This window comes from Rhodococcus sp. IEGM 27, from assembly GCF_033142305.1.
Lineage (GTDB): Bacteria > Actinomycetota > Actinomycetes > Mycobacteriales > Mycobacteriaceae > Rhodococcus_F > Rhodococcus_F oxybenzonivorans.
Genome location: NZ_JAWLSG010000007.1, coordinates 173,425 through 185,746, shown reverse-complemented (window position 1 = coordinate 185,746; position 12,322 = coordinate 173,425). Strand labels below are relative to the sequence as shown.

Annotated in this window: 13 protein-coding genes and 1 pseudogene; 9 read left to right on the top strand and 5 right to left on the bottom strand. The window is 65.4% G+C overall.

What is annotated here, in order from left to right; all coding sequences use genetic code 11:
* Nucleotides 1-10 precede the first annotated feature (10 nt).
* The 6 genes from R4P95_RS24000 to R4P95_RS23975 all read left to right on the top strand — a co-directional run bounded on the left by R4P95_RS24000 (nt 11) and on the right by R4P95_RS23975 (nt 4,480).
* Complete coding sequence (locus R4P95_RS24000; RefSeq protein ID WP_213572240.1) at nt 11-1,174, top strand: sensor histidine kinase; 1,164 nt, start codon at nt 11-13, stop codon at nt 1,172-1,174.
* A 56-nt stretch (nt 1,175-1,230) separates the two neighbouring features.
* The gene (locus tag R4P95_RS23995; RefSeq protein ID WP_317744721.1) at nt 1,231-1,590 is read left to right on the top strand and encodes a metalloregulator ArsR/SmtB family transcription factor; all 360 of its coding nucleotides are present in this window, start codon (nt 1,231-1,233) and stop codon (nt 1,588-1,590) included.
* Complete coding sequence (locus R4P95_RS23990; protein WP_317744723.1) at nt 1,568-2,038, top strand: SRPBCC family protein; 471 nt, start codon at nt 1,568-1,570, stop codon at nt 2,036-2,038. Before R4P95_RS23995 ends, R4P95_RS23990 begins: the two co-directional genes overlap by 23 nt.
* Nucleotides 2,039-2,166: 128 nt before the next feature.
* Entirely contained in the window at nt 2,167-2,586 is a 420-nt protein-coding gene (locus R4P95_RS23985) for a hypothetical protein (protein WP_317744725.1), read from the top strand.
* A gap of 174 nt (nt 2,587-2,760) precedes the next feature.
* Entirely contained in the window at nt 2,761-3,993 is a 1,233-nt protein-coding gene (locus R4P95_RS23980; protein WP_317744727.1) for a DUF6745 domain-containing protein, read from the top strand.
* A 31-nt stretch (nt 3,994-4,024) separates the two neighbouring features.
* Complete coding sequence (locus tag R4P95_RS23975; protein ID WP_317744729.1) at nt 4,025-4,480, top strand: hypothetical protein; 456 nt, start codon at nt 4,025-4,027, stop codon at nt 4,478-4,480.
* 47 nt (nt 4,481-4,527) lie between these two features.
* On the opposite strand, the gene R4P95_RS23970 is transcribed toward R4P95_RS23975, so the two are convergent.
* Nucleotides 4,528-5,298 (bottom strand): META domain-containing protein, encoded by a 771-nt coding sequence (locus R4P95_RS23970; RefSeq protein ID WP_213572235.1) that lies wholly within the window; start codon nt 5,296-5,298, stop codon nt 4,528-4,530.
* A 246-nt stretch (nt 5,299-5,544) separates the two neighbouring features.
* Here R4P95_RS23970 and R4P95_RS23965 point away from each other — a divergent pair, with 246 nt between their 5' ends.
* The 3 genes from R4P95_RS23965 (at nt 5,545) to R4P95_RS23955 (ending at nt 8,269) form a co-directional block, all read left to right on the top strand.
* Complete coding sequence (locus R4P95_RS23965; protein WP_213572234.1) at nt 5,545-6,465, top strand: ABC transporter ATP-binding protein; 921 nt, start codon at nt 5,545-5,547, stop codon at nt 6,463-6,465.
* Nucleotides 6,462-7,262 carry an ABC transporter permease subunit gene (locus R4P95_RS23960; protein WP_317744730.1) on the top strand — a complete coding sequence of 267 codons (801 nt, stop codon included), beginning with the start codon at nt 6,462-6,464 and terminating at the stop codon, nt 7,260-7,262. The genes R4P95_RS23965 and R4P95_RS23960 overlap by 4 nt, the downstream gene beginning before the upstream one ends.
* A gap of 743 nt (nt 7,263-8,005) precedes the next feature.
* Entirely contained in the window at nt 8,006-8,269 is a 264-nt protein-coding gene (locus R4P95_RS23955; protein WP_249353798.1) for a hypothetical protein, read from the top strand.
* 210 nt (nt 8,270-8,479) lie between these two features.
* Here the strand turns inward: R4P95_RS23955 and gvpJ are convergent.
* From gvpJ to R4P95_RS23935, 4 genes and pseudogenes are all read right to left on the bottom strand, one after another.
* Nucleotides 8,480-8,847 (bottom strand): annotated as a pseudogene (gene gvpJ / locus R4P95_RS23950) (gas vesicle protein GvpJ).
* Between the two features lie 32 nt (nt 8,848-8,879).
* Nucleotides 8,880-9,419 (bottom strand): hypothetical protein, encoded by a 540-nt coding sequence (locus R4P95_RS23945; protein ID WP_317745115.1) that lies wholly within the window; start codon nt 9,417-9,419, stop codon nt 8,880-8,882.
* Nucleotides 9,420-9,668: 249 nt separating this feature from the next.
* Complete coding sequence (locus R4P95_RS23940; protein ID WP_317744732.1) at nt 9,669-11,732, bottom strand: transglycosylase domain-containing protein; 2,064 nt, start codon at nt 11,730-11,732, stop codon at nt 9,669-9,671.
* Nucleotides 11,733-11,902: 170 nt separating this feature from the next.
* Nucleotides 11,903-12,214, bottom strand: coding sequence for a hypothetical protein (locus R4P95_RS23935; protein WP_317744733.1), 312 nt, complete (start codon nt 12,212-12,214; stop codon nt 11,903-11,905).
* Nucleotides 12,215-12,322 lie beyond the last annotated feature (108 nt).

Here is a 12,322-nt window from a genome sequence, read left to right as displayed (position 1 = left end):
CGCTGTGGTCATGCGAAGGTTCAGCCTGTGGCTGCGAGGCAAGCCGACGGTTGCGGACTCCATGCTGGCGGCGATTCTGTTCACGCTCGAGGTGTTCGCGTTCGCGGCGTCCGACGACCGGCCGCCGTGGGTGCAGTTGTTCATGGGTTTTCTGGTGTGCGTGCCGATCGTGTGGCGCCGCCGCTATCCACGTGCGGCTGCCGGCGCCATCCTGCTGGTCTCCATCACCGTCACCTTCGTCAGTTATTCGCTCGGTGACGTCGACGCCGAGCATCCCGCCCTCCTCGCACTCGCCGTCGCCCTCTACACCCTTGTTGCGTATGTCGACCGGCAGACGGCGGCTGTCTACGCGGTCGGGCTGCTCGTCGACTCCGCTCTCTCCATCTGGTTGCTCGACCAGCGGGTGATCGAGATCGGTCTGTATTCCGCGTTGATCTACGCATTGTCCTGGATCACCGCGGAATTCCTGGGTGCCCGCCGGGCCTACGACGAGGAAGTGGCGGCGCGGTTGGCGGTCGCCGACTACGACCGCGACCGCCGCGCCGAGGACGCGGTGGCCGCGGAGCGCACGCGCATCGCGAGGGAACTGCACGATGTGGTGGCACATGCCGTGAGTGTGATGATCGTTCAGGCGGATGGTGCGTCGTATGCGATGACGAAAAATCCGGCGGTAGCGAAACAGGCGCTGACCAACATTGCGAGCACCGGGCGGGAGGCGCTTGCGGAACTGCGGCGCACGGTGTCGCTGCTGCGGACCGAACCCGCCGTCGACGACATGCCCCAGCACGGTACCGCTGGTCTCGCCCGGGTGGTCGACATGATGCGTAGCGCTGGTTTGCCGGTCGAACTCGAACTGACCGGGGAGCTGGACGACATCAGCCCCGCCGTCAGCCTGGGCATTCACCGGTTGGTGCAGGAGTCGTTGACCAATGTGTTGCGCCACGCGGGGGAGCGTCCCCGGGCCAAGGTCAGGGTTCGCCGCCGTGAAGTCGACGTGCTCGTCGAGATCACCGACAACGGCAACGCGACCGAAAAATTCACACTCGGCTCGGGCAACGGGTTGCTCGGGATGCGGGAACGGGTTGCTGTGCTGCACGGCACCCTCGAGGCAGGTCGGCAGACCGACGGAAGCTGGCGGGTGACCGCGGAGTTACCGCTGCAGCTCGAGGACTGAACCCGGCGAATCAGTTAGCCCTTGACCTAAGTGTTCTACCGGTGATACTTTGCCTTATGGCTCAGTATTCGGAGCAGTTGGACGGCATTTTTCAGGCACTCGCCGACCCCACCCGCAGGGCAGTGTTGACCCGACTCGGCGAAGGACCGGCGAGTGTCGGCGAATTGGCGAAACCGTTCGACATGGCATTGCCGTCGTTCATGAAGCACATCCGCTTCCTCGAGGACAGTGGGTGGATTCAGACCCGTAAGCAAGGTCGCGTTCGCACCTGCGTCCTGGAGGAGACGTCGATGGTCACCGCTCAGGCGTGGCTGGCGGAACAACGCGCCCTGTGGGAGGGCCGCACCGATCGGCTCGCGCAGTTCGTCACTACTCGAGAAAAGGACAATCGGAATGAATCCGTCACTGACACATGAGCTGGACCTGACGATATCGCGCGTCATCGAGGCGCCGAGGTCGGCTGTCTGGAATGCCTGGACCGACCCCGCCAGCTTCGAGCAATGGTGGGTGCCGGCTCCCGCCAAGTGCCGCGTTCTGGAAATGGACCTTCGCCCCGGCGGGGCATTCACCACCCAGATCAGCGAGGACGGCGGTGAATTCGCGCCCCACATCAACGGATGCTTCCTCGCGGTCGACCATCTCGAGCGGATCGTCTTCACCAACTCCCTCGTCGGTGGATGGCGACCCGCAGAAAACCCGTTCATGAGCGCGATCATCACCCTCGCCGACCATCCGCAGGGCACCGAATACGTGGCCCATGTGATGCACAAGAACAATGCCGACCGGAATATGCACGAGGAAATGGGTTTCGCCGACGGGTGGGGCACCGTGATCGCGCAGCTGGCCGCAATGGTCGAGCGGTAGGGGAGTGCACGGTGGGCGCATCGCACCGGCCGCCGTGGTGGAAGTGGCGCCGATGTCGATCAGTGCCCACACTGGAGGAGGTACCCCACCCGAGGACGTTGGGTGGGGCGAACCGTCAGGAGACCGCTATGGCCAACGAGAGACCGTTCGGATTCGACCCCGACGACCTCGACCGCGTGATTCGGGAAGCGAGTGAGGAGCTGCGCGGCTTCAAGGACAAGATCGTTCACTTCGTCGAGGCGGACGCCCAGATTCCCTGGACAGGCCTGTTCGCCGACATTGCCGCCAGAACGAAGCGTCCCGAACCCCGGCCGGAAACGACCGGCGACACCGGTGACGGCGTGTGGGCAATCTACAGCATCGACGACGGCGGCGTCGCCCGCGTCGAGGAGGTGTACGCCACCGAACTCGACGCCCTCCGCGCCCACAAGCACAACACCGATCCGCGGCGATCGGTGCGCTTCCTTCCCTACGGCGTCACCGTCAGCGTCCTCGATCAGCCGAAGGAGGATCAGCCGAAGGAGCCGCCGGCACCGGAAGCTGAGTAACCGGACGCGTCTTCGTGGAGGGTCTCGGTGGCCGCCCGCTCCTGGTGCGGGCATGCCCATCGATACCCGCTGCTGCGGGCGTGGCGGTCTCAGTCCCAGGCCTTGCGCTCACGACGTCCGCGTGTCACGCTCTAGAACTATGACTATCGGAAAGGCGAACCCCGCCACCGTCGCGTGAGCGCCGCACCGTTTCGTTCGGGGTCTCGACACCGAACGACATTCCCCGAAAATCTCGGTACCTCGACCGAGCTCATGTTCGCCGTCGAATCCGTGCGCGATGCATGGCTCGGGCACGGACTGTGTACACGCCCCGCCGATCGTGCCACTGCAGAATCGGCTGTGGCGCAACTGTATCGGCATGCACGATCCCAGCAACCGGAGTTCGTATGGGTTCGCTCTCCCGCAGCCGGGTCGGATCTGATCGTTGCCGAAGGATTGTCGACGCCGATGTCGTTCGACGACAACGGAATTCACTGTGCATCGGCTCGTATCGCTACCTTGGTGTCGGAATCGCGCAGACGCATGGATGCGGGTATCGGACGGAGGAGACCAGACTGGCCGTATGAACGCCGGGCGGTCGAGATCGGACGAATCCGGTCGCCCGAGGATGCTGCCCGGCTCGGCATCGGCCCGGATGGAATCATCCGAGCCAACCTCTGGAATTCCCTGCGTACCACTCTCTTCGGCGGAATCGCGGCTGCGATACGGACGCTTGCGACCCCGGCTGCCCTCGGCGTGACCTGGTATGGACAGCAAGAAGCCCACCGGGTCGCCTACTACGACACGTACCGCCGGTTCGGCCTTGCCCGCTTTCGCTCCGACGACGACGAGCTACTCGACGTCCAGATCGCGCTGACCGGCGCAACCGGGTGGTGGTGGGCGTTCGACAACGTATGCGTCATGGCAGAACGGCCCACTGCACTTCGCACCGAGCCCATACCGGACCGGGTACACAACGAACGTCGGTTGCACGACTTTTGCGCTCCCGCACTCGAATTCGCCGACGGTCGAGCAGTGTTCGTTCAGCACGGGACCATTGTCCCGGACTGGGTGGTCCGCGAGCCGACTGTCGAACGCATCGCACGCGAACGCAATGTCGAGATTCGCCGATGTGCGATCGAGCGCATCGGGTGGGATACCTACATCGACACGGCCGGACTCGCGCTGGTCGACCAAGCCGACGATCCCGGCAATGCCGGTTGCACTCTGCAGCTCTACGTGACACCCGACGGTTGGGGGCGCCGCGACCGAATCCTTCTCGCCGTCAACGGTTCGTCTGAAAGGGACGGCCGCCGTCGGCGATACGGCCTGCACGTGCCCACCTGGATCTCGTCCGCACTGGATGCCGCCGCGTGGACCTACGGCATCAGCGGCACCGACTACGCCCGTCTCGTTCGACGAACCTGAACCCGAAACCACTCATTCGAAGGTGATCGATATGGATGTAACCATGACCTTGTCCGCACTCACTGCCCTCTCGGGCCTCGATGTCTTCGACTATCTCGACCAGGAAGTGTCCATACCTGTTATCGACGGGCTACAGGCGCAAGGCGATCTCCTGGTGATCCCGCATTCGCTCGTCGCCGACATCGTCACCACCACCATGTGGACGCGATCGGAGAGGGTACCGCTCTCAGGAGTGGAATTGCTGCGTAGCGCTGCGGGCGGAAACCCGCACAGCCTGGTCGCCGACGAAGGGGTGTGCATCTGGTCGACGCCCGTGAGCGATCCACGGCGCCTTGCGCTCGGTATCCTCGACGCCCGCGTTACTGCCTACCTCATCCACCCCGAGCACGGAGCCACCGGCATCGCCCCTGGCCGGTATGTCATCGGACGGCAGCGAGAACAGGGCGTCGGGCGGTCCTTCGAGGGTGCGCAGCTGGTCGCCGACTGACCTATAGCGCCGTGGCCGGCGATGATGCGAGCGCCCAGGAACTAGATCTAGCTCGCCCGCAATGTCAGCCCGATTCCGTCGGCGTTGACCAGTCGCAGCGAGTCCGAATGGACGCTGTAACTGGTCTCGCCGGTCAACGCCGCGAGTACGGCACGTTCGACCTCCGACACGTCCGGGGGGCACGCAATCCGGGTGGTCGCCCAGGGCCCGAACTCGATCGAACTCTGTCGCACGTCTGCGGTCCCGGTCATCCGGTTGCAGCCGGTGAAACCGGAAGCGGAACCGTCGCCGGCGATCAGCAACTGCGGTGTCGTTCGCTCCAGCGCCGCTGTCGTCGTGACCGCGTCCGGGCTGATCAGTGCGGTGACCGTCCAGGTGGTCCCGACGACGGGCCGATCCGGCCGGACGACCTTCTCGTCCGTCAAAGTTACCGACCCCATGGGCCTGGTGAGGGTCAGTGTGTCGCCGCCGAGGGTCCAGCTCGGCTGCGCGTCCAGTAGTCCCGCCACCCAAGCGTCTGCGCCGGCGGCCTCTCCCGGACACGCCATCAGGGTCATTGCGAGCGGACCTGCCACCACCTTCCCGCCGGACAGGTCGACGTCGGCGCTGCCTTGATTGCACCCGGCGTCGAAGGAGAGGCGTCCGGGGTCGGTGAAGCCCAGCACGAGCGGACCACCGCCGGGAATGGGATCGCCCTCGACGGAGGTGGAGACGAAGGTGCGGCCCACCGGGTCCGGGGCCGCAGTTGGCGCGTCCCCGCCGCAGGAAGTGAGCGAGGCGAACGTCAGGAGGCCGAGAACGATGGCGGTGGCGCGCATTCCTCGAGGTTAGACACATCGTCCGCATGTGGTATCAGCGCGGGGTGGGGGCCGCACGGAATCCACACGGCCGCGTGTGCACTTGTGCAGGACGGCCGATGTGCCCGACTGATGGGCTGAGATATTCGTTGGTGTACGAGTGCGAGCGCCGGTCGGTAACGTACTTCTCGTGATCGGATCTCCTATCACGTCCGGTGCCGGAAATCGTCGCGCCGCTCATCGGTGTGTGGTGATGGTGATTCCACCATGAAGGCCGCGGCACCGTCGGGCCGGCAGCAAGGAGCCGACTGCGTCATCGAAATGCGCGGATTGTCGAAATGCTTCGGTGATCTCGTCGCCGTCGATTCGCTCGATCTCGATGTCCATCGGGGGGAGGTCTTCGGTTATCTCGGCCCCAACGGGTCGGGGAAGAGCACGACGATCCGTATGCTGTTCGACTTCATCCGTCCGTCCGCCGGAACCTATACCGTGCTCGGCGGCAGCGGGGCCGACCCGGCGATCCGCCGTCGGCTCGGCTACATCCCCGGCGAGCTCCGATTCGACCCCAAATACACGACGGCAGACCTGATCGCGTTCTACGGCCGGCTACGCGGTAGCGTCGACATGCCCTATGCCCATGAGCTCCTCGAACGTTTCGACCTCGACCCAGTGCGGCCGATCGGACAGCTCTCCACGGGCAACCGCCGCAAGTCCGCAATCGTGCAGGCCTTCATGCATCGGCCGGAACTGTTGATCCTGGACGAACCCACGGCCGGTCTCGACCCACTACTGCAACACGAATTCCACCAACTGATCGGCGACGTGAAACGCGACGGCACCACCGTGTTCCTGTCCTCACACGTTTTGCCCGAGGTGGAAGCTCTCGCTGACCGCGTCGCAATCCTGAAGAAGGGCAGGCTCGTCACGGTCACCGCAATCGACGATCTCCAGCGCCACGCCCGCCAGCACATCGACCTCTACCTTGCCTGCGAAGCAAATGCCGAGCCCTTCGAGAAACTCCCGGGAGTCCTGAGCGCCACCTCGTCCGGAGCGGTGATCGCGCTCGTCATCGAAGGCAATGTCGCCGACGTCCTGAAGCACGCCGCGACGCTGCCGGTGCGGCGGATCGTCACGCACGAAACCGACCTCGAGGACGTGTTCCTCAACCTGTATCGGGATCAGCCGTGAGGATCTTCGGGCGTTTCCTCGAGGACCGGCGCCGATCCACGGTGTGGTGGTCGGGCGGCGTGGCCGCCTACGTGGCGGTCAACAATGCGTTCTATCCGACGATCAAGAACACGGCCGGCATCGAGAACCTCGTCAAGAACCTTCCGGACACCTTCAAGACACTGATCGGCTCGAGCGACCAGATTCTCATCACTTCCCCGGCGGGGTACCTACAGGGACGTGTGTTCGGCCTCATCCTGCCCGTCCTGCTATTGGTCTTCGCCGTGGGAGCCGGCGCCTACGCGATCGGCGGGAGCGAGGAGGACGGCACCCTCGAACTACTCTTGTCCAACCCGGTGACCCGCGGACGTGTCCTGATCGAACGATTTTTCGCCGTCGTAGCACTCTCGATCAGTCTCGGGATCGTCGTTGCTGCAAGCCTTCTCGCGTTCTCCCCGCCGTTCGGTCTGCTCGAGGGCGTGTCGATTCCCGGACTCGTCGCGGCGGTGTTCGCGGCGACTGCTTTCGGCGTCATGCATGGTGCGATCGCGTTTGCTGCCGGCGCCTGGACGGGTCACCGGTCGGTGGCGATCGCCACGCCCACGACCGTGGCCGTCGTGGGCAATCTTCTCAACGCCGTCGCGGCGGCGAGCGAGAGTTTGCACATCTTGCGCTTCGCTTCGCCCTGGCATTGGTACGGGGGCCGCAACATGCTTGCGCAGGGGATCGCGCTCGAGCCCTTCCTCGTTCCGATTGCCGTTTCCGTAGTCTGCGCGGCAGTGGGTTGGTGGAGCTTTCGACGTCGAGATCTGCACTGACCACGGGGGTGATGCGGAACGAACATTACGGCCGAAGGAACCGGGCGACGAAAGAGTCGGGTGCCGCCCACCGCCAGGCGTTTTGCCCTTTCCTATCCGGTTTCGAGAGTCACCTCGAAGGGTAATTGCGATGTATGGGTGCACCAGAAAGGGTCGACGGCCGGACCGCACCGGCCGGGCCTGACCGCGCAGGCACTCGCTCTCGTGGCACTACCACCGGCAGTGGCAGCCAGGCGTCGGCGCGGGCCGGCGCAGTTGCCCATAAATCCAGGACTGCACCTTCCGAAGCGGCATCGGGGCGACTGCCACGAAGGCGCCCGCTTCCCCCCAGGCAACCGGCTGCCAAGACCGCGACCGTGTCCCGTGGCAGCGTTCCACGGAAGAAAATTTCGACGTCACGCCCGACACGAACCGATACCACCGCACCGTCCGCGGGCGCGCCCCGTCGGTCACATCCGGACGGCACCGCCTCCACCGAACGTGCGCGGGAAAAGACCGGCATCGCGAAGCCGACGGCTCGGAAGCACCCCCGAGGCGCAGGGGCCCACGCACAAGCCCATTCCCGGTCCACCACGCCGGCCCGTATTCGACCGCTCGACACGGCCTCGCGAGGGACGGAACACGGCCCGCTCACCGACGCAGTCATCGAGTGGTTGAAGAACACAGTTCACAGGCTCCTGGACGCGGCGCGGGACCGCAGCGACACACTGACACAGAAGATTCAGCAGAGACTCCGAAAATTTATGGACACTCTCGTCGACCCCGCCGCACAAGGCAACGCGGGCCTGCTAGCCGGACTCGAAGCACTTCGCGCCGTCCTGACGGGTAAGAATCCGGTGTGGGCGGCGACCAAGGCGCTGGTGTCCCGACTGAGTGGCAAGACCAAGATCATTATTGTTCTTCTTCTCATTCTCGGACTGCTGCTAGGGCCGGTGCTGCTCGTAGTCCTCCTCCTGGCTCTCGTTGTCGCGGCGGTGGTTGCGGCAGTGCGGGCCGCTGCCAAGTGACGTCGCCGAGCGGGATGCCGAGACCAAGGGTGTGCTCGAGTCCGCGGGTGAAGGGATTCGACGTACCCCGAAATGCTTGAGCGCGAAGCTCTTTCGCGCAAGTCAACCTCGGTTCGGCACGTGCTGTCCACCCGATGTGGACGCTGATCAGTATGCGCTCGGCGGGGGAGACGGACTCAACAACGCCGCCGGCACTGTCGTCAACGGAGTTCAATGAGGCTTGCGGCGGGGTGCGGGTTCGCGTGCGGTTCCCGATCCGCCGAGCAGCTCACCGAGCGACTCTCCCACGGCCTCGAGCGCGCCCTTGGTCTTCGCCTTCGCACTGTCGCTGCCCTTCACATCGGAGTCGAGGTCGGCAAGGCCTTCGGGTTCGTTGCCGAACTCGAGTCGGTTCACCGCCTCCGCGAAGCGCAGGTAGGTGTCGACGCTGGCGACCACGACGCGTGTATCGATGGTGAGCAATTCGATTCCGACCAGCGAGACTCGCACGTTGGCGTCGATGACCAGGCCCTTGTCGAGATGGTGTCGACGACGTCGGCGAGGCTGCTCGAACTCGGGCCCCCTCCCGCTGTGGTCATCACTACGTCCTTCCCGGTCGCCCAACGGAGGTCTACTCAGCACCCCGTCTGCGGGGCCGCCGTCGCGCCGGTCGCTCCTCGGCCTGCTCGACCGGCTCGTCTCCCTTCGGCCGCTTCCTGCGCCCAAGCGAACCCAGCGCGCCGAGCGCGTCGCCGGTGACTTTCCCGACCGTGCCCACGGCATCGCCGGTGACATCTCCCACCGTGCCCACGGCATCGCCGGTGACGTCTCCGGCGATGTCCGCGGTGTCCTCGACCAGCTCTTCGGCTGTCTCGAGTACCGCATCGTCTCCGGAGAGGAGCCGATTGTTCAGGGCGTCGATTCGGGCGGTGGTAGCGGTCATGGCCGCAACTTTCACGGCGTCGAGGAGTTGGCCACGCACCGATTCACTGAGCTCGGCGAATTCGGGCGAGGACCGGAGTAACTTGGCGGCCCGGTCAACCATCTCCTGGGGTCCCCCGGCGAGGCGGCCGGCCCCGGCAGCCGCGAGCAGGATTCCCAGTTTCTTCCGGTGCCCTCGGCCTAACCAATAGCCCACCAACACCGCTGCTGCGACCTGCACACGGGTCATCATCGTCGACTCCCTCCACCCGGCCCATCTTTGGTCGGGGCCGGGCGACTCGGAGGTGGCCGGCCGGCGTACCCGAAGTGAGGCCCTGCCGGCGCGAACCGTCCTGAACCTGACTACCCGCCACGGACAAGCTTCAAGCGGTCAAAAGGGGTGATTGAGTTCCCCTGGCGTATCCGGGCGCGCACCGGGACAACCCCCGACACGCCCACCCGAGATAGCGTCTTCTGGGTGGGCGTGTTCTTGCCGGGGTCAGCGGGCGTAGCGCTGATCGATCGGAGGCAGAACGGTGGGCCCGAAGTTGTTCACGATCGGCATCATCGCCTTGAACCAGGTGCGGGCCGGTTCGGTGCCACCGAACAGGTTGCCGTCTCCGCACGAGCGCAACGGGCTGGTGCAGATTTGACCGGGGGTGGGTGAGTCCCCGAACACGTAGACGCTGCCGGCCAGGTTGTTGGTGTACCCGAGGAACGCCGACGACATGTGCGACTCGGTGGTTCCAGTCTTGCCGGACATCGGCAGCTTCCACCCGGCGCCGGCAGCTGCCGCCGACGCGGTGCCCCCGGGCAGGTCGTCCTTGCTGAGCGCGTTGGACAGGGTGTCGGCCAGGCCGGGGTCGATAACCTGCTCGCAGGCCTGCTGGGTGAGCGGGACCGGCCGCCCCTGCCGGTCGACGATGGAATCGATCGGGGTCGGTGGGCACCACTTGCCGTGCGAGGCCAATGTCGCGGCAACATTCGACAGCTCGAGCGGATTGAGCCACATCGGGCCCAGGGTGAAGGATCCCAGGTTTTGATCCTTGACCATGTCGGCCAGGCTCTTGTCCCCGAACCCTGAGGTGCCCGGTTCGGTGTAGGAGCGCATGCCGAGGCGCACCGCCATGTCCACCGTCGCATCCACCCCGGTGGTCTGGATCAGCTTCACGAAGGCGGTGTTCGGGGACTGGGCGAGGGCGTCGGTGACCGAAAGTGCCCGCGGATACGGGGCGGCGTTCTGCACGCAGTAGGTCGCTGCCGGGCATCCGGGGGCACCGCCGTCGCCCATCCCACGAGCATCGAATCGGCCGGGCACATCCAGGACCGTGTTCAGCCGCAAACCTTTCTCCATCGCGGCGGCGGTGGTGAAGACCTTGAACACCGACCCGGCACCGTGCCCGGACAGCGAGTAGGGCAACTCCTGCACCGTCTCGGCCGCGGCCGCGTCCAAACCGTAGTTGCGGCTACCCGCCATCGCGAGGACCCGGTGCTGGTCCTGCCCGGGCTGCACGACGTTCATCACGCTGGCGACATCCGGAAGTTTCGCATCGGCGTAGGACGACACCGCCGACTTCACCGATCCCTGCACGGCAGGATCCAAGGTCGTGCGGATCAGATAGCCGCCCTTGTCGAGTTGCTCCCGGGACAGGCCGGCGTTCTGCAGGTACTGCAACGCGTAATCGCAGAAGAATCCGCGGTCGCCGGCGGCGATGCACCCGCGGGGCAAATTGTTCGGCTTCGGCAGCACCACGAGCGGGGTGTCCTTCAGGGCGCGGATCTCGTCAGCCCGATCCGGCACGTTCACGATCAGGGTGTCCAGCACCACATTGCGGCGTTCGATGACCCCGTCCGGGTTGGTGTAGGGGTTGAGCGCCGAACTGGACTGGACCATGCCTGCGAGCATCGCCGACTGCGCCAGGTTCAGGTCCTTGGCGTCGATGCCGAAGTAGGTGCGGGCGGCGTCCTGCACCCCGAAGGAGCCGTTGCCGAACGGCACCAGGTTCAGATATCGGGTGAGAATTTCCTCCTTGGAGAGTTCCTGATCGAGGGTCAGGGCCATCCGAATCTCCCGGATCTTGCGGACCGGAGTGGTCTCGATCGCCGCGCGGCGTTCGGCGTCGGTCTGGGCGACGACGTGCAGCAGGTAGTTCTTCACGTATTGCTGATTGATGGTCGAGGCACCCTGCTCGATCTGGCCGCTCGAGGCGTTGGTGAAGAACGCACGCATCGTGCCCTGCCAATCCACGCCCTGATGCTGGCCGAACCGTTTGTCCTCGATGGAGAGGATCGCCAGTTTCATGTCGTTGGAAATCTGGTCGCTGGGCACTTCGAAGCGGCGTTGATCGTAGAGCCAGGCGATGGGGTTGCCGGCGATGTCGGTCATCGTCGTCACCGCGGGCACCACCCCGTCGGCCAGTTCCGCCGAGCTGTTTCCGACGCTGTCGGCTGCCCGGTTGGACAGATAGCCGACGCTGGCGGCGGCCGGAAACAGGATTCCGGATAGCAGCACCCCTGCGGCCGTGGTGGCGCCGGCGAGTTTGGCAATAGTCTTCGAATGCAATACGGCACCTCATTCGGACGGTGCACCGGAACGCGAATCAAACGGTGCAAGAACGATTATCGGGCCAAGGGCAGAGTACGGGCGGGAATGACACACCTGTGGCGCCCTGACCGTGATAGCCACACGAGCGGCGAGGCGTCAGCTCTCGCGGGAGGGCAGCCGGCGACCCGTCACACCTGAAGCACGCAGGTGGTTCTGAGCACGGACATCGGAGATACCGCCGCGGTCGAGGCCGGTGCTCGGGCACCGGCCGGCACGGACAGCCCTCTCCCGAGGCGCTGCCCTTTGGTGCGGCGCCGCGCGAGCGCGCTGATCAGGACCGCCAGCGACGCGGACAATGCTGTCAGAGCCAGTTGCCGATGAATCTCATCCGCCGGCAGGTCCGTGCCCGTCGTTCCGGCTTCGAACGCGCCGGGCGTGAGCGATTCGGTGACGACGAGCAGCGCCGAACGCCGCCGCGAGAATTGCCGAACACCACGCACAGGGCTCAAGGTAACACCGCCGGTTGGGCGGGGTGGGGCATCGGACACTCTCGAACGTGTTCGGCGTGCTCGCTGCCAGTGAGGCCCGCCGGGATGGGTCGCCGATGA

Excerpts from the sequence above, each read along its gene's own strand:
- R4P95_RS23985 (WP_317744725.1), top strand. The coding sequence starts at position 2,167 with ATGGCCAACGAGAGACCGTTCGGATTCGACCCCGACGACCTCGACCGC.
- R4P95_RS23955 (WP_249353798.1), top strand. The coding sequence starts at position 8,006 with ATGGACACTCTCGTCGACCCCGCCGCACAAGGCAACGCGGGCCTGCTA.
- R4P95_RS23975 (WP_317744729.1), top strand. The coding sequence starts at position 4,025 with ATGGATGTAACCATGACCTTGTCCGCACTCACTGCCCTCTCGGGCCTC.
- R4P95_RS23965 (WP_213572234.1), top strand. The coding sequence starts at position 5,545 with ATGAAGGCCGCGGCACCGTCGGGCCGGCAGCAAGGAGCCGACTGCGTC.
- R4P95_RS24000 (WP_213572240.1), top strand. The coding sequence starts at position 11 with ATGCGAAGGTTCAGCCTGTGGCTGCGAGGCAAGCCGACGGTTGCGGAC.
- R4P95_RS23995 (WP_317744721.1), top strand. The coding sequence starts at position 1,231 with ATGGCTCAGTATTCGGAGCAGTTGGACGGCATTTTTCAGGCACTCGCC.
- R4P95_RS23970 (WP_213572235.1), bottom strand. The coding sequence starts at position 5,298 with ATGCGCGCCACCGCCATCGTTCTCGGCCTCCTGACGTTCGCCTCGCTC.
- R4P95_RS23990 (WP_317744723.1), top strand. The coding sequence starts at position 1,568 with ATGAATCCGTCACTGACACATGAGCTGGACCTGACGATATCGCGCGTC.
- R4P95_RS23945 (WP_317745115.1), bottom strand. The coding sequence starts at position 9,419 with ATGACCCGTGTGCAGGTCGCAGCAGCGGTGTTGGTGGGCTATTGGTTA.